Source organism: Streptomyces capoamus (assembly GCF_014654935.1).
Classification (GTDB): Bacteria; Actinomycetota; Actinomycetes; order Streptomycetales; family Streptomycetaceae; genus Streptomyces; species Streptomyces capoamus.
Genome location: NZ_BNBF01000030.1, coordinates 36,142 through 57,983, shown reverse-complemented (window position 1 = coordinate 57,983; position 21,842 = coordinate 36,142). Strand labels below are relative to the sequence as shown.

General features: G+C 72.9%; 22 protein-coding genes and 1 pseudogene. 18 read left to right on the top strand and 5 right to left on the bottom strand.

The window, feature by feature from the left end; all coding sequences use genetic code 11:
• The 11 genes and pseudogenes from pyrG to IE312_RS33145 all read left to right on the top strand — a co-directional run.
• On the top strand, positions 1 to 806 hold an 806-nt coding region (gene pyrG, locus IE312_RS42985), incomplete at its 5' end, for a CTP synthase (protein ID WP_229900729.1).
• 97 nt (positions 807 to 903) lie between these two features.
• A complete protein-coding gene (locus IE312_RS33190; RefSeq protein ID WP_189985939.1) occupies positions 904 to 1,530 on the top strand; it encodes an NUDIX domain-containing protein in 627 nt (208 codons plus the stop codon).
• Between the two features lie 243 nt (positions 1,531 to 1,773).
• Positions 1,774 to 3,840: a tetratricopeptide repeat protein gene (locus IE312_RS33185; protein ID WP_189985938.1), complete on the top strand. Its 2,067-nt coding sequence runs from the start codon at positions 1,774 to 1,776 to the stop codon at positions 3,838 to 3,840.
• A gap of 135 nt (positions 3,841 to 3,975) precedes the next feature.
• Complete coding sequence (gene ald / locus IE312_RS33180) at positions 3,976 to 5,100, top strand: alanine dehydrogenase (protein WP_229900728.1); 1,125 nt, start codon at positions 3,976 to 3,978, stop codon at positions 5,098 to 5,100.
• A 423-nt stretch (positions 5,101 to 5,523) separates the two neighbouring features.
• Positions 5,524 to 6,657 (top strand): ParA family protein, encoded by a 1,134-nt coding sequence (locus IE312_RS33175; RefSeq protein WP_189985937.1) that lies wholly within the window; start codon positions 5,524 to 5,526, stop codon positions 6,655 to 6,657.
• A complete protein-coding gene (locus tag IE312_RS33170) occupies positions 6,642 to 7,187 on the top strand; it encodes a hypothetical protein (RefSeq protein ID WP_189985936.1) in 546 nt (181 codons plus the stop codon). Before IE312_RS33175 ends, IE312_RS33170 begins: the two co-directional genes overlap by 16 nt.
• A gap of 432 nt (positions 7,188 to 7,619) precedes the next feature.
• Positions 7,620 to 8,639: a segregation and condensation protein A gene (locus tag IE312_RS33165; RefSeq protein WP_306419849.1), complete on the top strand. Its 1,020-nt coding sequence runs from the start codon at positions 7,620 to 7,622 to the stop codon at positions 8,637 to 8,639.
• Positions 8,636 to 9,253 carry an SMC-Scp complex subunit ScpB gene (gene scpB, locus IE312_RS33160; protein ID WP_189985934.1) on the top strand — a complete coding sequence of 206 codons (618 nt, stop codon included), beginning with the start codon at positions 8,636 to 8,638 and terminating at the stop codon, positions 9,251 to 9,253. Before IE312_RS33165 ends, scpB begins: the two co-directional genes overlap by 4 nt.
• 13 nt (positions 9,254 to 9,266) lie before the next feature.
• A complete protein-coding gene (locus IE312_RS33155) occupies positions 9,267 to 10,328 on the top strand; it encodes a pseudouridine synthase (protein ID WP_189985933.1) in 1,062 nt (353 codons plus the stop codon).
• A gap of 66 nt (positions 10,329 to 10,394) precedes the next feature.
• The gene (locus IE312_RS33150; protein WP_189985932.1) at positions 10,395 to 11,402 is read left to right on the top strand and encodes an ADP-ribosylglycohydrolase family protein; all 1,008 of its coding nucleotides are present in this window, start codon (positions 10,395 to 10,397) and stop codon (positions 11,400 to 11,402) included.
• 4 nt (positions 11,403 to 11,406) lie between these two features.
• Positions 11,407 to 12,188, top strand: a pseudogene (locus IE312_RS33145) (nucleotidyltransferase domain-containing protein).
• On the opposite strand, the gene IE312_RS33140 reads toward IE312_RS33145, so the two are convergent.
• On the bottom strand, positions 12,114 to 12,857 hold the full coding sequence (locus IE312_RS33140) for a nucleotidyltransferase domain-containing protein (protein WP_189985931.1): 744 nt from the start codon (positions 12,855 to 12,857) through the stop codon (positions 12,114 to 12,116). The pseudogene IE312_RS33145 and the gene IE312_RS33140 sit on opposite strands and share 75 nt — an antisense overlap.
• Positions 12,858 to 12,879: 22 nt before the next feature.
• The gene (locus tag IE312_RS33135) at positions 12,880 to 13,362 is read right to left on the bottom strand and encodes a Rieske (2Fe-2S) protein (protein WP_189985930.1); all 483 of its coding nucleotides are present in this window, start codon (positions 13,360 to 13,362) and stop codon (positions 12,880 to 12,882) included.
• A gap of 144 nt (positions 13,363 to 13,506) precedes the next feature.
• On the opposite strand from IE312_RS33135, the gene aroH reads away from it, so the two are divergent.
• From aroH to der, 5 genes are all read left to right on the top strand, one after another.
• The gene (aroH, locus tag IE312_RS33130; protein WP_189985929.1) at positions 13,507 to 13,869 is read left to right on the top strand and encodes a chorismate mutase; all 363 of its coding nucleotides are present in this window, start codon (positions 13,507 to 13,509) and stop codon (positions 13,867 to 13,869) included.
• A complete protein-coding gene (locus tag IE312_RS33125) occupies positions 13,866 to 14,951 on the top strand; it encodes a prephenate dehydrogenase (RefSeq protein ID WP_189985928.1) in 1,086 nt (361 codons plus the stop codon). Before aroH ends, IE312_RS33125 begins: the two co-directional genes overlap by 4 nt.
• A gap of 104 nt (positions 14,952 to 15,055) precedes the next feature.
• Positions 15,056 to 15,751: a (d)CMP kinase gene (gene cmk, locus IE312_RS33120; protein WP_189985927.1), complete on the top strand. Its 696-nt coding sequence runs from the start codon at positions 15,056 to 15,058 to the stop codon at positions 15,749 to 15,751.
• 62 nt (positions 15,752 to 15,813) lie between these two features.
• Positions 15,814 to 16,401 (top strand): lysophospholipid acyltransferase family protein, encoded by a 588-nt coding sequence (locus IE312_RS33115; RefSeq protein ID WP_370467653.1) that lies wholly within the window; start codon positions 15,814 to 15,816, stop codon positions 16,399 to 16,401.
• Between the two features lie 78 nt (positions 16,402 to 16,479).
• A complete protein-coding gene (der, locus tag IE312_RS33110) occupies positions 16,480 to 17,961 on the top strand; it encodes a ribosome biogenesis GTPase Der (RefSeq protein WP_189985925.1) in 1,482 nt (493 codons plus the stop codon).
• A 68-nt stretch (positions 17,962 to 18,029) separates the two neighbouring features.
• Here the strand turns inward: der and IE312_RS33105 are convergent, their stop codons facing one another.
• A complete protein-coding gene (locus IE312_RS33105) occupies positions 18,030 to 18,425 on the bottom strand; it encodes a hypothetical protein (protein ID WP_189985924.1) in 396 nt (131 codons plus the stop codon).
• Between the two features lie 88 nt (positions 18,426 to 18,513).
• Complete coding sequence (locus tag IE312_RS33100) at positions 18,514 to 19,305, bottom strand: DUF8842 C-terminal domain-containing protein (protein WP_189985923.1); 792 nt, start codon at positions 19,303 to 19,305, stop codon at positions 18,514 to 18,516.
• A 544-nt stretch (positions 19,306 to 19,849) separates the two neighbouring features.
• Between IE312_RS33100 and IE312_RS33095 the strand changes: the two genes are divergently transcribed.
• Positions 19,850 to 20,563, top strand: coding sequence for a LysM peptidoglycan-binding domain-containing protein (locus tag IE312_RS33095; protein ID WP_189985922.1), 714 nt, complete (start codon positions 19,850 to 19,852; stop codon positions 20,561 to 20,563).
• Positions 20,564 to 20,918: 355 nt separating this feature from the next.
• Positions 20,919 to 21,134, top strand: coding sequence for an I78 family peptidase inhibitor (locus tag IE312_RS33090; RefSeq protein WP_161287035.1), 216 nt, complete (start codon positions 20,919 to 20,921; stop codon positions 21,132 to 21,134).
• Between the two features lie 115 nt (positions 21,135 to 21,249).
• Here IE312_RS33090 and IE312_RS42980 read toward each other — a convergent pair.
• Positions 21,250 to 21,842, bottom strand: a 593-nt coding sequence (locus tag IE312_RS42980; RefSeq protein WP_229900727.1) for a phosphatase PAP2 family protein, incomplete at its 5' end; no start/stop codon positions are given.

Below are 21,842 nucleotides of genomic sequence, written 5' to 3'. Positions count from 1 at the left end.
GGGACGACCTGCTGGACCGCGTCCACAACCCCGACCACGAGGTCACCCTGGCCCTGGTCGGCAAGTACATCGACCTGCCCGACGCCTACCTGTCGGTCACCGAGGCGCTGCGCGCCGGCGGGTTCGCCAACCGCGCCCGCGTGAAGATCAAGTGGGTGACCTCGGACGACTGCAAGACCCCGGCCGGCGCCGAGGCCCAGCTCGCGGACGTGGACGGCATCTGCATCCCCGGCGGCTTCGGCGAGCGCGGGGTGAACGGCAAGGTCGGCGCCATCCGGTACGCCCGCGAGAACAAGATCCCGCTGCTCGGCCTCTGCCTGGGCCTGCAGTGCATCGTGGTCGAGGCCGCGCGGAACCTGGCGGACATCCCGGACGCCAACTCCACCGAGTTCGACCCCGCGACCGCCCACCCGGTGATCTCCACCATGGCCGAGCAGATGGACATCGTCGCCGGCGAGGGCGACCTGGGCGGCACGATGCGCCTGGGCATGTACCCGGCCAAGCTCGCCGAGGGCTCCATCGTCCGCGAGGTCTACGACGGCAAGGAGTACGTCGAGGAGCGGCACCGCCACCGCTACGAGGTCAACAACGCCTACCGCGCGGAACTGGAGAAGAAGGCCGGCATCGTCTTCTCCGGCACCTCGCCCGACGGCAAGCTCGTGGAGTACGTGGAGTACCCGCGGGACGTCCACCCGTACCTGGTCGCCACCCAGGCGCACCCCGAGCTGCGCTCGCGGCCGACCCGCGCGAACCCGCTGTTCGCCGGCCTGGTGAAGGCCGCGGTCGAGCGGAAGATCGCGAAGTAGCACACCGGTTGTACGGTGGCCGGGGTGCGTACCTTCCAAGGTGGGCACCCCGGCTTCTTTCTGCCGGTCTCGCGGAACGTGTGTGGGAGGACAGGGCATGACGATCAAGGACACCCCCGAGGAGTGGGAGATCCGGGCGACGGAGACCCCGTTCACCGGCAACAAGACCTCCGTCCGCACGGACGACGTGGTCATGCCCGACGGTTCGGTGGCCCGCCGTGACTACCAGGTGCACCCCGGATCCGTGGCGGTCCTCGCCCTGGACGAGGAGGACCGGGTCCTGCTGATCAACCAGTACCGGCACCCGGTGCGGCACAAGCTCTGGGAGATCCCGGCCGGCCTGCTGGACGTGCCCGGCGAGAACCCGCTGCACGCCGCTCAGCGCGAGCTGTACGAGGAGGCGCACGTCAAGGCCGAGGACTGGCGGGTGCTGACCGACGTGTACACCACCCCCGGCGGCTGCGACGAGGCCGTACGGATCTTCCTCGCCCGTGGTCTGTCCGACGCGGAGGGCGAGCGCTTCGCGGCGGAGCACGAGGAGACCGACATGGAGCACGCCCGCGTGCCGGTGGCGGAGCTGGTGCGCCGGGTGCTGGCCGGTGACCTGCACAACAACTGCCTGGTCGTCGGCGTGCTGTCGCTGGTGGCGGCGCGTGCCGGGGACGGCCTGGACGCGCTGCGGCCCGCGGACGCGCCGTGGCCCGCGCGTCCCTTCTCCTCCTGACACGGCCCCGGACCGGAGGCGGTCGCGGCCCCGGTCCACGCGCGGCCGCGGCCCCGGCCCGCACGCGTCCGGGGCACGGTCCGCACCCGTGCGGGGTAGTGGTGTGACGATCGCCTGATCCGATCGGGCGATCCGTCCGCCGCGCTCCTCCGGGAACGTCGCAGAGCGTGAACTAGGCTCTTCAACGCCCGCACCGGAAGACACCGGCGGGCTTGCGCGTGCGGTGGGACGGGAGTGTGGCCCGTGACGGATCAGGTGGTGGACCCAGACGGTGCGGAGCTGTCCGCACACCCGGCCGCCAAGCACCGATTCCTGGGCCGCGCCCGGGAGTTGAAGGAGCTGCGCGCCGACATCGAGCGGGCCGGACTGGACACCCTCTCCGGCCGCAAGGCCCCCCGCGCGCGGGTCCTGCTGATCGCCGGCCGCCCCGGATCCGGCCGCACCCGCCTCGCCGAGGAACTGGTCCGGCAGCTCGCCGACCGCTACCCCGACGGAGTGCTCCGGGCCCGGCTGAGCGAGCCCGGCGGCACGCCGGTCCCCGTCGGGCAGACCGCCCGCGACCTGCTGGCCGCGCTGGGGCTGCCGGCCCCCGCCGGCGCCGCCGAGGAGGACCTGGCCGCGGCCCTGCGCGCGGCCCTCGCCGGCCGGCGGACGCTGCTCCTGCTGGACGACGCGGCCGGCGCCGAGCAGGTCGACGCGCTCCTCCCGGACGCGCCGGACTGCCTGGTCGTGGCCGTGTCCCAGGGCCCGCTCACCGGCATCGCGGACGTTCGCCCCTGCACGCTCGGCGGCCTCGACACCAAGTCCGCGCTGGAACTGCTCACCGGACACACCGGCTCGGTCCGCGTCACCGTCGACCCGCGCTCCGCGGAGAGCCTGGTGGAGGTCTGCCAGGGCCACCCGGCCGCGCTGGTGCTGGCCGGCGGCTGGCTCGCCGCCCGTCCCCAGGCCGCCGTCTCCGACCTGGCCAAACGGCTGCACACGGACAGCGAGAGCGGCACGGACGCCACCCCGCTTTCCCGGGTCTTCCGGCTCGTCCACGAGCAGCTGCCCGCCCCGGCCGCCCGGCTGCTGCGGCTGCTGTGCCTCGCCCCGGCCGGTCTGGCCGACCCGCACACCGCCTCGGCGCTGGCCGGCTGCTCGGTCGACGCCGCCCGCACCACCCTGGACGACCTGGTCGCCCTCGGCCTGCTGCGCGCGGTGTCCTCGCCGCTGCCCCAGTACGAGGTCCCCGGCTGTCTGCACCCGCTGCTGCGCGCCCTCGCCGAGAGCCAGGAGCGGCCCGCCGAGCTCCAGCTGGCCCGGGCCCGGATGCTGGAGCGCACGGTACGGCTGCTCCAGTCCTGCCGGGCGATCACCGAGACGGACAGCCCGCAGGCCCGGGAGAAGCTGAGCGGCATGCCGCCCGCGCTGCGCTTCCCCACCCCGCGGGCCGCCGCGGACTGGCTGCGCATCCGGCGGCCCGCCCTGCTGGCCGCCGCCCGCCTCGCGGTGGCCGACGGCGAGCTGGACACCCTCGCCCGCCGGCTGATGTCCCAGCTGGTCAGGGCTCTGGCGGCGCACGTGGGTACGCAGGCCGCCGCAGCCGACCTGTACGGCGTGCACGGCCTGGTCCTGGACGTGGCCGAGCGGCGCGGGCTGCCCCGGGAGAAGGCCGCGGCCCTGCTGAACCTGGGCGACCTGGACGCGCAGACCGGCCGCACCCGGGAGGCGCTGGCCCGCTACCGGGCCGCGCTGGACGCCGGACGCGAGGCGAACGACCCGTACGCGACCGGCCGCGCGATGGAATCCGTAGGCGGTGCCTATCAGGAGCTGGGCGATCACGACCGGGCCGCCGACTGGTTCGGCCGGGCGCTGGCCGACCGGCTCGCCCGGGGGGAGCACCCCGAGGCCGCCCGGCTGTACGGCCGTATCGGCACCGCGCACACCTACGCCGGGCGCTACGGCGAGGCGCTCAGGAACTGGCGGGCCGCGCTCGCCGGCTACCGCAGGAGCGGTGATGTCGCCGCCAGCGCGCGGGCGTTGAGCGAGATCGCCCGGGTGCAGGAGTACGCGGGGCGGCCCGCGGAGTCGCTGCGCACCTGCCAGGAGGCGGTGGAGTGGGCGCGCCGTGCCGAGGACGCCCGGTTGCAGGCCGCGGTGCAGCTGCGGCTCGCCGACACCCTCGACCGGCTCGGCGACCCCACGGCGGCCCGGCTGCACCGCGCCGCCGCGGAGCGCATGCTGGGTGAGGAGCCCCCGGAAGGGCAAAAAGGCCAGGACCAGGCCGTTAACGCCTGCGAAATCCGTACCGCATCCAGCGAAGATTGATGCAATGAAAGGCTAGACAGCCGGAACGCCTTCATTAAACTGGCTCTGCCGCACGTTCTCTGCGGTGTCTCCCGGTATGCCCCCGCATGTCTGGGTACGTCTGTAATGCACCCCATACCCTCTGAGCCAAGGACCGTGATCGACGTGAAGGTCGGCATCCCCCGCGAGGTCAAGAACAACGAGTTCCGGGTGGCCATCACCCCCGCCGGCGTGCACGAGCTGGTGCGCAACGGCCACCAGGTCGTCATCGAGCGCGGCGCCGGCCTCGGCTCCTCGATCACGGACGAGGAGTACGTCTCCGCCGGTGCCGCCATCCTGGACACCGCGGACGAGGTCTGGGCCTCCGCCGACCTGCTGCTGAAGGTCAAGGAGCCGATCGCGGAGGAGTACCACCGCCTGCGCAAGGACCAGACGCTCTTCACCTACCTGCACCTGGCCGCCTCCAAGGAGTGCACGGACGCGCTGCTGGAGTCCGGCACCACGGCCATCGCCTACGAGACCGTCGAGCTGCCGAACCGCGCCCTGCCGCTGCTCGCCCCGATGTCCGAGGTCGCGGGCCGACTGGCCCCGCAGGTCGGCGCCTACCACCTGATGCGCGCGGCCGGCGGCCGCGGCGTGCTGCCGGGCGGCGTCCCGGGCGTGACCCCGGCCAAGGCCGTCGTCATCGGCGGCGGCGTCTCCGGCTGGAACGCCACCCAGATCGCCGTCGGCATGGGCTTCGAGGTGACCCTGCTCGACCGCGACATCAACAAGCTGCGCGAGGCCGACCGGATCTTCGGTACGCAGGTCAAGGCGATCATGTCCAACTCCTTCGAGCTGGAGAAGGCCGTCCTCGACGCCGACCTCGTCATCGGCGCGGTCCTCATCCCCGGCGCCAAGGCCCCGAAGCTGGTCACCAACGAGCTGGTCGCCCGCATGAAGCCGGGAAGTGTCCTTGTCGACATCGCGATCGACCAGGGCGGCTGCTTCGAGGACTCCCGCCCCACCACGCACGCCGAGCCGACCTTCCGCGTGCACAACTCGGTCTTCTACTGCGTGGCCAACATGCCGGGCGCGGTGCCGAACACCTCCACCAACGCCCTCACCAACGCCACGCTGCCCTACATCGTCTCGCTCGCCAACAACGGCTGGGCCGAGGCGCTGCGCCGCGACGCCGCGCTCGCCAAGGGCCTCAACACCCATGACGGCAAGGTCGTCTACAAGGAGGTCGCCGAGGCCCACGGCCTGGAGCACGTCGAGCTGGACTCGCTGCTCGGCTGACCCGACGGCAGGCGGCGGCCGGCCGAGTCGTCAAGTCGCCACCAGCCACAAGGCGATTCGTCAACACGTCTCGTCAACCCCGCGCACCCGGCCGGACCTTGCCCGACAAGGTCCGGCCGGATGTGTGTATGGTCACTTTGCGGCTCTCGGTCAACTCGCCTCGAACGTAACCCTTCGACCGATTCGCACACCGGTGAAACCTACTGTGCGACGGCCGTACGCCCTTGACAGCGAGATGTTTCATTGCCGACACATCAGGCCGGGTCCGGCGGATTGTGTTGCTGCGGACCGCCGACACGCCATAGAGTCGCCAACCGTCGGCATGGTGTCACGCTGACCTTGTCTAGAAGTTTCCTGGTCACCAAGGAGGTAAGACGACTTGTGAATGAGTCGACATTTTCTCCCGGGGGTGGTCAACCAGGAATGCCCGCACGGGACCAGGGGCCCGCGGGATCCGAGGCTGTCGGCTCCGTCGCTGTGCGCACCTTCGCAGCCCACCAGAGTTCCGGTCCGCACACGGCCGGGACAGCACACCAGAGCATGGATGGCCATCACGTGAACGCCATGGCCGGCGACGGAAGTGGCGCGCCCCACAACCACTTCGCCGACTACGACGAACTGCCCGAGGGGCACTTCTACGACCCCGACGCCGAGTACGAGCCCGATCCCGAGTACGCGGCCACGCTCGCGCCCGACGCGGCCCGCCAGCGCCGCGAGCGCATCGGCCCGACCGGACGCCCGCTGCCGTACTTCCCGATCCCGGGCCCGCTGACCGACCACGGCCCCGCGAAGATCATCGCGATGTGCAACCAGAAGGGCGGCGTCGGCAAGACGACGTCGACCATCAACCTGGGTGCCGCGCTCGCGGAGTACGGCCGGCGCGTGCTGCTCGTGGACTTCGACCCGCAGGGCGCGCTGTCGGTCGGTCTGGGCGTCAACCCCATGGAGCTCGACCTCACCGTCTACAACCTGCTCATGGAGCGGGGCATGTCCGCGGACGAGGTCCTGCTGAAGACGGCGGTCCCCAACATGGACCTGCTGCCCTCCAACATCGACCTGTCGGCCGCCGAGGTCCAGCTGGTCTCCGAGGTCGCGCGCGAGTCGACGCTCCAGCGGGCGCTGAAGCCGCTGCTGCCCGACTACGACTACATCGTGATCGACTGTCAGCCCTCGCTCGGCCTGCTCACCGTCAACGCCCTGACGGCCGCGCACAAGGTGATCGTGCCGCTGGAGTGCGAGTTCTTCGCCCTGCGCGGTGTGGCCCTGCTGACCGAGACCATCGAGAAGGTCCAGGAGCGGCTCAACCCCGAGCTCGAACTCGACGGCATCCTCGCCACGATGTACGACTCGCGCACGGTGCACAGCCGCGAGGTGCTGGCCCGCGTGGTCGAGGCCTTCGACGACCACGTCTACCACACGGTCATCGGCCGCACGGTCCGCTTCCCGGAGACCACCGTCGCCGGTGAGCCGATCACCACCTACGCCTCCAACTCCGTCGGTGCCGCCGCCTACCGCCAGCTCGCCAGGGAGGTGCTCGCCCGGTGTCACGCCGAGTGAGTCTGCCCGGGGCCGACGAACTGTTCCGCACGACGGGAGGGATGGCGCTGCAGCCGTCCACGCCCCGGCGCGGGACCAACGGTGAGGCCCGGGTGCCGGCTCCCGCGGGGGAGAGCGACGAGGCGGCCGCCGCCGAGGACGCACCGCAGGCGGTGCCCGTCCAGAGCGGTGACGGAGAGGGCGCGGAGCACGTGGCCGCGGAGGCCGAGCCGGCCGACGGCGGCGAGTCCCGCACCCGCCCGGCGCGCCGGCAGGCGGCGCAGGAAGGTTCTGCCGCCGCGCAGCAGCGCAAGCGCGGGCGGTCGGCACGGCGGCCCAGCGGACGCGAGCGGCACGACGAGAAGATCACCGTGTACGTCTCGGCCGAGGAACTGATGGACCTGGAGCACGCGCGTCTCGTGCTCCGCGGTGAGCACGGGCTCGCGGTGGACCGCGGGCGGATCGTCCGCGAGGCGGTGGCCGTGGTCCTGGCCGACCTGGAGTCCCGCGGGGACGCGAGCATCCTCGTACGCCGGCTGCGCGGGCGGTAGCGGTAGCCTGCGGGGGCTATGACCTCGAACGGAGCCCCTGCCCCCGGCGCACCCGCCGGCCGCCGGCGTGCACTGGGCCGAGGCCCGGCCGCCGAGGCTTCCGAGCCCGCGTCCGCCGGGCCGATCGCCGTGCCCGCCGCGCCCGCCGAGGTTTCCGGGCCGGTGCGTGCCGGGGGCGCCGAGCCGCCCGCGGTACTCGCCGAGGCTTCCGAGCCCGCGTCCGCCGGGCCGATCGCCGTGCCCGCCGCGCCCGCCGAGGCTTCCGAGCCCGCGTCCGCCGGGCCGATCGCCGTGCCCGCCGCGCCCGCCGAGGTTTCCGGGCCGGTGCGTGCCGGGGGCGCCGAGCCGCCCGCCGTACTCGCCGAGGCTTCCGAGCCCGCGTCCGCCGGGCCGATCGCCGTGTCCGCCGCACCCGCCGGGGTTTCCGGGCCGGTGCGCGCCGGGGGCGCCGAGCCGGTGCCCGCCGGGCCCACCGAACCGCCCGCCGTACTCGCCGAGGCTTCCGAGCCCGCGTCCGCCGGGCCGATCGCCGTGTCCGCCGCCCCCACCGGGGCTCCGGAGCCGGTGCGGGCCGGGGTCGTCGGGTCGGAATCGCGTCGGGGTCCTGCCGGTGAACCCGGAGCCGCAGGGCCCCAGGATGCCGCGGACGGTGTTTTCAAGGTCCGGCTGGCGAACTTCGAGGGTCCCTTCGACCTGCTCCTCCAGCTGATCTCCAAGCACAAGCTGGACGTCACCGAGGTCGCCCTGTCGAAGGTCACCGACGAGTTCATGGCCCACATCCGGGCCATGGGACCCGACTGGGACCTGGACCAGACCACGGAGTTCCTTGTCGTGGCCGCCACACTGCTCGACCTCAAGGCCGCCCGGCTGCTGCCCGCAGCGGAGGTGGAGGACGAGGCCGACCTGGCCCTGCTGGAGGCCCGGGACCTGCTGTTCGCCCGGCTGCTGCAGTACCGGGCGTACAAGCAGATCGCCGACATCCTCGACCGGCGGCTCGACGAGGAGGCCCGGCGGTACCCCCGTACCGTGGGCCTCGAACCGGAGCACGCCGCGCTGCTGCCCGAGGTCGTCATCAGCATCGGTCCCGAGGGGTTCGCGAAGCTCGCGGTCAAGGCGATGCAGCCCCGGCCCAGGCCGCAGGTCTACGTCGACCACATCCACGCCCCGCTGGTCAGCGTGCAGGAGCAGGCCGGCATCGTGGTCGCGCGGCTGCGGGAGCTGGGCGAGGCGAGTTTCCGGGCGCTGGTGCAGGACACCGACGACACCCTCACCGTCGTCGCCAGGTTCCTGGCGCTGCTGGAGCTGTACCGCGAGAAGGCCGTCGCCCTGGACCAGGAGACCGCCCTCGGCGAGCTGCTGGTGCGCTGGACCGGCGGGAACGGCGACGAGACGCCGGTCGTCACCGACGAGTTCGACCGGCCGCCGCAGACGCCCGAGGAGGAGAAGGCATGAGCGAGACCGCCGACCTCGACCTCAAGCCCGCCCTGGAGGCGATGCTCATGGTCGTGGACGAGCCGGCGACCGAGGAGCACCTGGCGCGGATCCTCGAGCGGCCCCGGCGGCAGGTCGCGGACGCCCTGCGCGAGCTGGCCGACGAGTACACCGTCCAGGGCCGGGGTTTCGAGCTGCGGTTCGTGGCCGGCGGCTGGCGCTTCTACACCCGGGCCGGCTACGCGCCGGCCGTCGAGCGGCTGGTCCTGGACGGCCAGACCGCCCGGCTCACCCAGGCGGCACTGGAGACCCTCGCGGTCGTCGCCTACCGCCAGCCGGTCAGCCGCAGCCGGGTCTCCGCCGTGCGCGGGGTGAACTGCGACGGTGTGATGCGCACCCTCCTGCAGCGCGGTCTGGTCGAGGAGGCGGGCACGGAACCCGAAACAGGTGCGATCCTGTACAGGACGACGAACTACTTCCTGGAGCGGATGGGCCTGCGCGGCCTGGACGAACTCCCGGAACTCGCGCCCTTCCTCCCGGAGGCGGAGGCGATCGAGGCGGAGACCCAGGAGGGAGTCCCGTCGTTCGACCCGGACGCGCCCGACGCGCCCGGCGGTCAGGACGCAGACGACTAAGACGGAAACCTTGATGCGAAGCAGCGGCAGCGGCAAGAGCGGCGGGCGCGGTAACTACCGCGGTGCCGGCAACGACAGGGACCAGAAGCAGGGGCAGGGCCGGCCCCGCAAGCCCCGCCCCGAGGAGCGCCGCTACGACGTGGGCCCCGGGGCCACCAAGGACGGCCCCAAGGCCGGACGCGGCGGGGCGGCCCGCGGCGGCTCCAAGGGCGGGCCCAAGCGGCCCCAGCAGGACGGCCGTACGGCCCCGGCGCGCTCCCGTGAGTACGAGACGCGGGTCGAGGAGCGCAACCGCGAGCGCTACGCGGGCAAGAAGGACGTCAAGCTGCCCAAGACGTTCCCCGGCGCCGAGCAGGAGGGCGAGCGGCTGCAGAAGGTGCTCGCGCGCGCCGGCTACGGCTCCCGGCGGGCCTGCGAGGAGCTGATCGACCAGGCCAGGGTCGAGGTGAACGGCGAGATCGTCACCGAGCAGGGCAAGCGGGTCGACCCGGAGAAGGACGAGGTGAAGGTCGACGGCCTGACGGTCGCGACCCAGTCGTACCAGTTCTTCTCGCTGAACAAGCCCGCGGGCGTGGTCTCCACCATGGAGGACCCGGAGGGCCGGCAGTGCCTCGGTGACTACGTCACCAACCGGGAGACGCGGCTCTTCCACGTCGGCCGGCTGGACACCGAGACCGAGGGCGTCATCCTGCTCACCAACCACGGCGAGCTGGCGCACCGGCTGACCCACCCGAAGTACGGCGTGAAGAAGACGTACCTCGCGGCCATCGTGGGCCCGATCCCGCGCGACCTCGGCAAGCGCCTGAAGGACGGCATCCAGCTGGAGGACGGCTACGCGCGCGCGGACCACTTCCGCGTCGTCGAGCAGACCGGCAAGAACTACCTGGTCGAGGTGACCCTGCACGAGGGCCGCAAGCACATCGTGCGCCGCATGCTGGCGGAGGCGGGATTCCCGGTGGAGAAGCTGGTGCGCACCGCCTTCGGCCCGATCACCCTGGGCGACCAGAAGTCGGGCTGGCTGCGCCGGCTGTCGAACACCGAGGTCGGCATGCTGATGAAGGAAGTCGATCTCTAGAAAGCGCCTTGCCGTGATCACCGTCCCCCTTTATTGTCATGGTGACGATAAAGGGGGACGATCTCTATGCCCAAGCAGCCGGCGACCGGAGCACTCCTCGGTCTCGCCCTCGGCGACGCCCTCGGCTTCCCGACCGAGTTCAAGACCGTGCCGCTGATCCTGTCGATGTTCGGGCCCTGGCGGGAGCTGGAGCTGTCCCGGCGCGCCCGTGTCTCCGACGACACCCAGATGACCCTCGCCGTCGGGCGTGCGCTCGCCACCGCCATGGAGCGCGGATCCCTCGCGCCGAAGCGCCTGGAGCGGCCCCTGCGCGAGGAGTTCGTGGACTGGTACCGGTCCCCGGAGAACAACCGGGCCCCGGGCAACACCTGCCTGACCGCGTGCGACCTGCTCAAGGCGGAGGGCCGCGCCTGGCAGGACGCCAGCCAGGTCGGCTCCAAGGGCTGCGGCGCCAACATGCGGGTCGCCCCGATCGGCCTCGCGCCGGGCCTCAGCGACGAACAGCGCGCCGGTGCCGCCCAGCTGCAGGCCGCGCTCACCCACGGGCACCCCACCGCGCTGGCCGCCTCCGACCTCACCGCGCACGCCGTCCACCTGCTCGCCCGGGGCACCGACCCGGCCGGGCTCGTCGGATGGCTGCGTTCCTACGCGCTCGACCACCGCACCCGCTACGACCACACCTGGCTCGGTGACCTGTGGACCCGCTCCCAGGATCCCAGCCCGGAGCACTTCATCGCGCGCGGCTGGGACGAGTGCCTGGAGATCCTCGGCCGGCTGCAGCAGGCCGTGCGCACCGTCTCCCCGGAGAGCGACCCGTGCCTGGCCACCGGCGAGGGCTGGATCGCCGAGGAGGCCCTCGCCACCGGGCTGCTGTGCTTCCTGCTCTTCCCCGACGAGCCGGTGACCGCGTTGCGCCGGGCCGCCTGCACCGCCGGCGACTCCGACTCCATCGCCTGCCTCACCGGCGCCTTCGCGGGCGCCTGGCTGGGCGCGGACGCCTGGCCCGCCGACTGGGCCGGACGGATCGAGTACCGCGAGGACCTGTTGGCCCTCGGAACGCTCTGGGACGCTTAGGCCCATGATCGACGACCTCGACATCGACCTGACCCCGGTGGTCGCGGAACAGCCCGACCCTCCCCCAGTGCCTTAAGGGCCTGGGGGCACCCCCAGCTGTTCGCCACCGTCTCCGGAGCCCACCTGTACGGCTTCCCCTCGCAGGACTCCGACGTGGACCTGCGGGGCGTGCACCTGCTCCCCACCGCCGACCTCGTCGGACTGCGCGAGCCGGAGGAGACCCGCTCGCGGGCCTGGGTCCGCTACGGCGTCGAGCTGGACCTCGTCACCCACGACCTGCGCAAGTTCGTCCGGCTGATGCTCCGCCGCAACGGCTATGTGCTGGAGCAGCTGCTCTCGCCCCTGGTCGTGCACACCTCCGAGGCCCACCGGGAGCTGGCCGCCCTGGCCCCCGGCGTCCTCACCAGCCACCACGCCCACCACTACCGGGGGTTCGCGGTGACCCAGTGGCGGCTGTTCGAGAAGACCGGCGAACTCAAGCCGCTGCTCTACACCTTCCGCGTGCTGCTCACCGGCATCCACCTCATGCGCAGCGGCGAGGTGCAGGCCCATCTGCCCACACTCCTGGACCAGGTCGGCGGCCCCGGCTACCTGCCCGAGCTGATAGCCGCCAAGCGGGAACGGGAGCACGGCCACGCCGACGTCGACCACGCGCGCGCGGAGGCCGACGCGGAGCGGCTGCACGCCGTGCTCGACGAGGCGCAGGCCGGCTCAGTCCTGCCCGAGGCGGCCGGCGCCCACGACGCCCTGGACGACCTGGTGGTCCGGCTCCGCCTGGCGGGCTGAGGCCCGGCGCACCCGGTACAGGAACCCGGCCACGCGCGCGTGGTCCGGCTCCGCCGGCAGCGGGCTGCCCCGCAGGGCCTCCTCGCCCTCGGCCGCCAGCCGGACCATCCACGCCTCGACCCGGGCCCACGGCACCTCGCCGCGCTTCACAGCCAGCAGGGGCTCGCGGCACGCGCCGACGTCGATCCGCAGCTCGCCGGTGCGCAGCAGGTCCCGGGCGCTCATCAGCAGGCGCAGCAGGTGCATCGCGTGCTTCCAGCGCGGGGCGCCCGTGGTGCGGATGTCGGCGTCCAGCTTCCTGCGCTGCCCGAGGGCGTAGCGGGCGAAGGTGTCGTGTGCCTGACGGGACAGGAAGGCGCCGCGCAGGGACAGCAACTCGCGGCCGGTGTCGTCCAGGTGCTCCACGAGCGGGGAGTGCAGGCATTCCAGGATGTTGGGGTTGCCGCGCAGCGCCAGCTCGCAGAACCGCTCCAGCTCCCAGGAGAACCGCTCCTCGCCCGGCCCGTCCACGTGTGTCGGCGGCTTGTCGAACCGCCAGAACAACGGCGTCGGCGCGAGGAACACCCCGCGCCGGTCGGTGTCGCTGGCGTCCGTGGCCAGGCCGAAGGCGCGGGAGCCCATGACACAGGCGTAGATCGTGTGGTCGCGTACCAGGTCCTGCGGCTGCATCCCCGGAGCGTACGCGGACCCCTCAGCCCAGGTGGATCGAATTTCCGTGCACCGAGACGGAGCGCGCCGGCAGCGGCCTGGTCGCGGGACCGTGGGCCACCGAGCCGTCGGTGATGCGGAACCTGCTGCCGTGGCAGGGACAGTCGATGGTGCCGTCCGCCACCGCGTTCACCGTGCAGCCCTGGTGCGTGCAGATCGCCGAGAAGGCCTTGAAGACGCCCTTCTTCGGCTGGGTGACCACCACCTTCTCCTTCTCGAAGACCTTGCCGCCGCCCTCCGGGATGTCACGGGTCCCCGCCAGTACCTGCCCGCCGTCGCCCGCCGTCTCCTGGCCCGCCCGGGACGCTGACGCGGACGGGGACGCCGACGCGGACGGGGACGCCGACGCCGGCTCCGACGGCGCCGTGCCGCTGCCCGCGTCCTTGCCGGCGCACCCCGCGCATCCCAGGGCGAGCGCACCGGCACCCGTGGCGAGAACCGTCCGCCGTGTCGCTGGCTGGGGCATGTCAGACCTCCGTACAGAAGTGCAAAGCGGTGGCTACCGGAACTTTCGCATCGTCTCAGCGAGCGGGCGGCGCACGCCCGTACCGCGCGGGCTGACTAGGCTGGACGGACCAAGAACCAGACGCATGTCAGCGAGGAGCAGCCCGTGGCGGTACGAGCGGTCCGGGGAGCCGTCCAACTGGACCGGGACGAGGCCGGTCACATGGGGGAGCGGGTCGAGGCCCTGCTCACCGCCGTCCTGGAGCGGAACGGGCTCACCGCCGACGACCTGATCAGCATCTGGTTCACGGCCACCCCCGACCTGCACAGCGACTTCCCGGCCGCCGCCGCCCGGGAGCTCGGCATCGTCGACGTACCCCTGATCTGCGCGCAGGAACTGGACGTCGCGGGCGCCATGCCCCGGGTCGTGCGGATCCTCGCGCACATCGAGTCGGACACGCCGCGCGCCGACATCCACCACGTCTACCTCGGCGCCGCGGCCGCCCTGCGCAAGGACATCGCCCAGTGAGAACCGCACTCGTCATCGGAACCGGCCTCATCGGCACCTCCGCCGCCCTGGCCCTCGTCCAGCGCGGGGTGACCGTCCACCTCGCCGACCACGACCCCGAGCAGGCCCGCACCGCCGCCGCCCTGGGCGCGGGCACCGACGAGGTCCCGGCCGGCCCGGTGGACCTGGCGATCGTGGCCGCCCCGCCCGCCCACGTGGCCCGGGTGCTCGCCGACGCCATGCGCCGGGGCGTGGCCCGCGGCTACCTGGACGTCGCCAGCGTCAAGGGCGGCCCCCGCCGCGAGCTGGAGGCGCTCGGCCTGGACCTCACCGCGTACATCGGCAGCCACCCCATGTCCGGCCGGGAGAAGTCCGGCCCGCTGGCCGCCACCGGCGACCTCTTCGAGGGCCGCCCCTGGGTGCTCACCCCGACCCGGGACACCGACACCGAGGTCCTGAACCTCGCCCTGGAACTCGTCTCGCACTGCCGTGCCGTCCCGGTGGTCATGGACGCCGACGCCCACGACCGTGCCGTCGCCCTCGTCTCCCACATGCCCCACCTGGTGTCCAGCCTGGTCGCCGCGCGCCTGGAGCACGCCGAGGAGGCGGCCGTACGGCTGTGCGGGCAGGGCATCCGGGACGTGACCCGGATCGCCGCCTCCGACCCGCGCATGTGGATCGACATCCTGTCCGCGAACCCGGGGCCGGTCGCCGACCTGCTCTCCGACGTCGCCGCCGACCTGGACGAGACGGTCCGCGCGCTGCGCTCCCTGCAGTCCGCCGACGAGGACAAGCGCGACGAGGGCACCGCCGGCATCGAGGACGTGCTGCGCCGCGGGAACGCCGGCCAGGTGCGGGTACCCGGCAAGCACGGCAGCGCACCGCGGGCGTACGAGACCGTCGTCGTCCTCATCGACGACCAGCCCGGCCAGCTCGCCCGGATCTTCGCGGACGCGGGCCGGGCCGGGGTCAACATCGAGGACGTGCGGATCGAGCACGCCACCGGGCAGCAGGCCGGCCTGGTCCAGCTGAGCGTGGAACCGAAGGCCGTGGGGGTGCTGACCGCCGCGCTGCGGGAGCGCGGCTGGGCGCTGCGGCAGTAGCGCACCCGCACGCGTCCGGACGAGTGACGCGCACCCAGTAACCTTGTGCGGGGCGCTCTCGCTCCCCGCCTCCCGACAGCACCGCACCAGGAAGGTGTCCCCCCGTGGAAAACGGCGCCGCCCCGACCGCCAAGCCCGTGATCGTCGCGATCGACGGTCCCTCCGGCACGGGCAAGTCGAGCACGTCGAAGGCCGTGGCCGCGCAGCTGGGCCTCAGCTACCTGGACACCGGGGCCCAGTACCGGGCGATCACCTGGTGGATGGTGACCAACGGCATCGACCTGGACGACCCGACCGCCGTCGCCGCCGTCGCCGGCAAGCCGGAGATCGTCTCCGGCACCGACCCGGCCGCCCCGTCCATCACGGTCGACGGCGTCGACGTGGCCGGACCGATCCGCACCCAGGAGGTCACCTCCAAGGTCAGCGCCGTCAGCGCGGTGCCCGAGGTGCGCACCCGGATCACCGAGCTGCAGCGTTCGCTGGCCGCCGGCGCGGAGCACGGCATCGTGGTCGAGGGCCGGGACATCGGGACGACCGTCCTGCCGGACGCCGACCTGAAGATCTTCCTCACCGCCTCCCCGGAGGCCCGTGCGGCCCGCCGCAGCGGAGAGCTGAAGAACGCCGACCTGCACGCCACCCGCGAGGCCCTGATCAAGCGGGACGCGGCCGACTCCAGCCGCAAGACCTCGCCGCTGGCCAAGGCCGACGACGCGGTCGAGGTGGACACCACCGAGCTGACCCTCGCCCAGGTCATCGAGTGCGTCGTCGCCCTGGTCGAGGAGAAGCGAGCCGGGAAGTGACCGAGCCGTCCGTGCCCTCGGAGCGGGGCGCCGAGGTCGGGCGGCGCATCGGCGTCGGCCTGATGTACGGCCTGTGGAAGCCGCGTGTGCTGGGCGCCTGGAAGGTGCCGGCCACCGGACCGGTGATCCTCGCCGTGAACCACAGCCACAACATCGACGGCCCGATGGTGATGGGCGTGGCCCCCCGGCCCACCCATTTCCTGATCAAGAAGGAAGCCTTCGTCGGCCCGCTGGACGCCTTCCTGACCGGCATCGGCCAGCTGAAGGTGGACCGCACGGCCGCCGACCGCACCGCGATCGGCCGGGCCCTCGGTGTGCTGGCGGCCGGGGGAGTGCTGGGCATCTTCCCCGAGGGCACCCGGGGTGAGGGCGACTTCGCCTCGCTGCGCGCCGGGCTCGCCTACTTCGCGGTGCGCAGCGGCGCACCGGTCGTGCCGGTGGCCGTCCTGGGAAGCTCCGGGCGGCCCGGACGGTTGACCAAGGCGCTGCCTCCGTTGCGCTCCCGGATCGACGTCGTCTTCGGCGACCCGTTCGAGGCGGGCGACGGTTCCGGGCGGCGGACGCGCACGGCGCTGGACGAGGCGACCGAGCGCATCCGCAAGCAGCTCACCAGTCACCTGGAAAACGCCAGGCGCCTGACCGGGCGCTAGGCGACACTTGAGTAGTGGATCAGCCCATGCGGGGCTTTTCCACCGATCACCACGAATGAACGACGAGGTACGGACTTCATGAACGACGACATCCAGCCCGGCGACTCGGCTGAGCACGAGTACGACCACGGGGCTCTCGGCGACGCCGAGTACGCGGAGTTCATGGAGCTCGCCGCGGAAGAGGGCTTCGACATCGAGGACGTCGAGGGCGCCATCGAGGCGGCGGGCCACGGTCCGCTGCCCGTGCTCGCCGTCGTCGGCCGCCCCAATGTCGGCAAGTCGACCCTGGTCAACCGGATGATCGGCCGCCGCGAGGCGGTCGTGGAGGACCGGCCGGGCGTCACCCGTGACCGCGTCACCTACGAGGCCGAGTGGGCCGGCCGCCGCTTCAAGGTCGTCGACACCGGCGGCTGGGAGCAGGACGTCCTCGGCATCGACGCGTCCGTGGCCGCGCAGGCCGAGTACGCGATCGAGGCGGCCGACGCGGTCGTCTTCGTGGTCGACGCCAAGGTCGGCGCGACCGACACCGACGAGGCGGTCGTCCGGCTGCTGCGCAAGGCGGGCAAGCCGGTCGTGCTCTGCGCCAACAAGGTCGACGGCCCGAGCGGCGAGGCCGACGCGGCCTACCTGTGGAACCTGGGCCTGGGCGAGCCCCACCCGGTCTCGGCGCTGCACGGCCGCGGCACCGGCGACATGCTCGACGCCGTCCTGGAGGTCCTGCCGGACGCGCCCGAGCAGTCCTTCGGCACCGCGATCGGCGGTCCTCGTCGCATCGCCCTGATCGGCCGCCCGAACGTCGGCAAGTCCTCGCTGCTGAACAAGGTGGCCGGCGAGGAGCGGGTCGTCGTCAACGAGCTGGCGGGCACCACCCGCGACCCGGTCGACGAGATGATCGAACTCGGCGGCAGGACGTGGAAGTTCGTGGACACCGCGGGCATCCGCAAGCGGGTCCACCTCCAGCAGGGCGCCGACTACTACGCCTCGCTGCGCACGGCCGCCGCCGTGGAGAAGGCCGAGGTCGCCGTCATCCTGATCGACGCCTCCGAGAACATCTCCGTGCAGGACCAGCGGATCGTCACCATGGCGGTCGAGGCGGGCCGCGCGCTGGTCCTCGCCTTCAACAAGTGGGACACCCTCGACGAGGAGCGCCGCTACTACCTGGAGCGGGAGATCGAGACCGAGCTGGGCCAGGTCGCCTGGGCCCCCCGGGTCAACGTCTCGGCGCGCACCGGCCGGCACATGGAGAAGCTGGTCCCGGCGATCGAGACCGCGCTGGCCGGCTGGGAGACGCGCGTCCCCACGGGCCGCCTGAACGCCTTCCTCGGCGAGCTGGTCTCGGCCCACCCGCACCCGATCCGGGGCGGCAAGCAGCCGCGCATCCTGTTCGGCACCCAGGCCGGCACCAAGCCCCCCCGGTTCGTGCTCTTCGCCTCCGGCTTCATCGAGGCGGGCTACCGGCGCTTCATCGAGCGCCGCCTGCGCGAGGAGTTCGGCTTCGAGGGCACCCCGATCCACATCTCGGTGCGGGTCCGCGAGAAGCGTGGCGCGAAGAAGAAGTAACGCGGTACGACGTGCAGGGCGGCCCCCCGGACATCCGGGGGGCCGCCCTGCACGTCCGGGTGCCTGCGTCAGGCGCCCCGGCGCTGTCCCGGCGGCAGGGCCGCGGCCGGGACGTAGTGCATGCCGGTCTCGTGCTGCCGGCCGATCGTGCCGACCCGCTGCCACTGCGACTGCTGCCGGGCGCTGTAGGCCCCCGCGCTGTAGGCGCTGTACGAGCTGCTGAACGATCCGGGCCGGTGGGCGCCGTAGCTGCCCGAGCCGTCCGGGAGGTCCCCGAAGGCGCTGAACCTCAGCTCCTCCTCGCCGCTGCGGTCACCCGGCAGCGCGCGGAAGGTCTTGACCCACTCCGCGTAGAGCGAGTCGTAGATCGGCGTGGCCGACGGTCCACCGGCGGGCTCGTGCGCCGCCCGGGCGGACGGCACGGACGAGAAGGACCGGCGGGGAGGAGTGTCGTATGCGTGCACGTATGTCCCAACGACGCGAGCGTCAAAGGGATGCGGTCCCGCAACCCGTGAGGGTCACGGCCCGGGGCCGCCGCCGGGGGGACGGATGTCAGGTACCGGCCAGGGGCAGCGCCACGGCGACCAACTTGCCGTTGGCGGCGGCCTTGTCCAGCGCGTCCCGCAGCAGGTCCTCCCGCGGCTGACGGCCGATCGAACCCACCGGTGCCGCGTACATCAGCACCTGCTGGTGCTTGTTGGCGGCGGCCCGCCAGCTGTCGGTCACCTGCAGCGGCTGGTGCGCCTGCCACCAGGCGACCGGCTGCCCCCCGTGTGCCGAGGGCTGCAGCACCGCGTGCAGCTGGCCCATCGCCAGCAGGACGGACCAGCCGTGCAGCACCGGGGGGACGGACGTGAGCTCGGTGACCGGCATGAAGCCCTGCTCGATGACGAGGGGGAGGAAGTCGTCGCCGGCCGTGGTGGTGCCCGGGCGGGCGATCGGCGAGGTCGGCTCGACGACGAGTGCCGGGTGCAATTCGCCGTCGATCAGGACGAGTCCGCTGGTCACACCGAGCACGGCCTGCTCGGGCACGGCCTTGTGCGGTACGCCGCCGGCCAGGTCACCGCCGACGGCGCCGATGGAGCGGACGGCGCCCTGCAGCTGTTCCTCCGTCACCTGGACCACCTGCGAGGGCAGGCAGCCGGCGTGGGCGAAGGCGAGGACCGCGGTCTCGTCGCCGACGAACAGAACGGTGCTGGTGCGCTCCTGCTCGGAGTCGCCCGGGGTGCGACAGGACGTGCAGTCGTAACTGCCCGGGGCGTTCTCTCCGGCGAGCAGCCGGTCGGCTTCTTCGTCGCCGATCTCGGCGCGTACGGCGTCACTGACGTCGAGCATGCGCGGCACGGGTGGCTCCCTCGGGATGCGGTGCTGGGGTCGGCCGGGTGGCTCCCGGCCGATGAGCCCCGGGGCTCAGGGCTCATGAAGAAGACAACGGACGGGCTGTGGTGGGAGTCACGCCCCGCGGGCGACCGGTTCGAACCTTCCACCGCACAGCGTCACCATGCGTGACGATTCGAACGTTTTCCGTCAACTCTGCGCGCGGTCAAGGAATTTGAGTGGGTGATGTGGGTCACGGTTTGCGCCGACCGGTGGTCGACAAATCAGGAAATCACGCCATATAGTGGGTGACCGGAAATCGCCGATACCTGCGGTAACAGCCAACTGGCCTGGAGCGACGGTGAGTTGGTTGATCCGGGCGGTCCGCCCTCCCTACATTCCTCCGCCGTGTGCAACGAGCACCGCTCGGGAACGTCCGCCGGCCGGCACCAGGCAGAGCCGAATCGCCGGTACCGGTGACGGCGGACGGGGCGGACGTGCGACACCGCGGTCCTGCGCGGTGAGGCGCGGCCCGCCTCGGGGGAGCCCGGGTTCGTGGAGAGGGAACTACATGTCCGAGTGTGCCGATACCACCCGCAACACCGCCCGTCCCGACGGCGCCCGTCCTGACGGCGCGGGCCCCGACGGCGCCCGCACCAGGGGCCGTACGGCGGCCGTGCTCGCCGGAGCCGCGCTGCTGGCCCCGCTGGGCCTGCTGGCCGCGACCGGCGACGCGACCGCGGCGGACAACGGGGTGTGGGACCGCATCGCCCAGTGCGAGAGCGGCGGCAACTGGCACATCAACACCGGCAACGGCTACTACGGCGGACTCCAGTTCTCCGCCTCGACCTGGCGCGCGTACGGCGGCACCGCCTACGCCCCGACGGCCGACCAGGCCTCGAGAAGCGCGCAGATCACCGTCGCCACCAAGGTCCAGGGCGCCCAGGGCTGGGGCGCCTGGCCGGTCTGCTCGGGCCGGGCCGGGGCCTCCGGCGGCGCACCGGCGGCCACCCACGGCGCGTCCTCCGGCACGGCGGCCTCCCGCGGCGGGGTCACGCCCCGGTCCGCCCCCGTCCGGTCCGCCCCGGCGAAGGCGCCGGAGCACCCGGCGGCCGGCTCCGGGCGCACCGCCGCGCACGGTGACTACACCGTCCGCGAGGGCGACACCCTGAGCACCATCGCCGCCCGGCACGGGACCAGCTGGCAGCGGATCTACACCGCCAACAAGGCCGTCATAGGCGACGACCCCGACCTGATCGTGCCCGGCCAGCGCCTCGCGCTCTGAGCGCCGGACCCGCCGCGGCCGACAGCCGCCGCCCTCACGGGGGCGGCGGCTGTCGTCGCTCGTGTGCCCAATCCGTGAAATTCCCACGCGGCGTCAGCCGGTGCGGAGGCACGGCGGATTGGGCGGACAATCGCTTACCGGGCCCGCCCCGGTCACCGGCCCCGGCGCTTTACCCCGGGGAATTCCGGGCGCCCCTCCGGCGCGCGAGAATTCTGTCCGATTACCCCGGTGAGCCGAACGGAAACCCCCGTTCGTGTGACGCAGTTCGAGCAAAACGCGGCCCACGGGCTGTGACAGAAGTGTGACGGGGGACTGACCCTTCTCTTACCCGGACGTGCCGGACTAGCGTGGCGGCATGGCACCGATTCCCACTCCGCCAGCGGAGCCCCAGGACAGCCCGGACGGGTACGTCGGCCTCGACGCCGCGCACGCCGAGCGGCTCGCACGGCAGCGCGGCTGGCCGACGGTACGGTCCCTGCCGCCGGGCGCGATCATCACCATGGAGTACCGCGCCGGACGGCTGAACTTCGAGGTGCGGGACGGCCGGGTGGCTCGCGCCTGGAAGGGCTGACCTCCCCGGCGGCCGCGACGCGCGTACGGCGAAGGCCCCGCTGCCCTAAGGGGAGCGGGGCCTTCGCCGTGGCGCGGGGGTGGTGTGCGTACCGGGACCCCGCCGCCGATGTGCCTCAGCCGCCGGCCAGGGGGCGGGCCGACTGGGACGTACCGCGCGGGAGGCGGTCGGCGTGCGGCGGCCGGCGGCTGCCCGCCGGGGTGACCGGGGTGCGCTCCGACCGGGTCGTGTGCGGTCCCGGTGCCAGGTGGGCCAGGCCCCGGGAGGACCGGGTCGGGGAGACCGGCTCGCGCACCGCGACCGGCTGCCCGGCCGCCGCGCCGCGGGTCTTGAGCAGCACCGGCCTGACCGGGACGGCCCGTTCGGGCGCCGGCAGCCCGCGCCGCGCGCGCCAGCGGTCGCGCAGGTCGAAGAGCCACAGCTCCGCCTTGGTGACCAGCGGCTCGAACCAGGGCAGCGCGAGCAGGATCAGCAGGCCCGCGGCCCAGCCCAGCAGCACGTCGCTCAGCCAGTGCGTACCGAGGTAGACGGTGGTGAGGCCGACGCCGAGCGAGGTGACCGCGGAGAGGGCCGACAGCCAGCGGCGCGCCCGCGGGCTGGAGGCCAGGTACGCCAGGATTCCCCAGGTCACCACCGCGTTGGCGGTGTGGCCGCTGGGGAATATATCGCCGCCCATGCCCATCTCGCTGGAGCCGATGACGGTGGCGT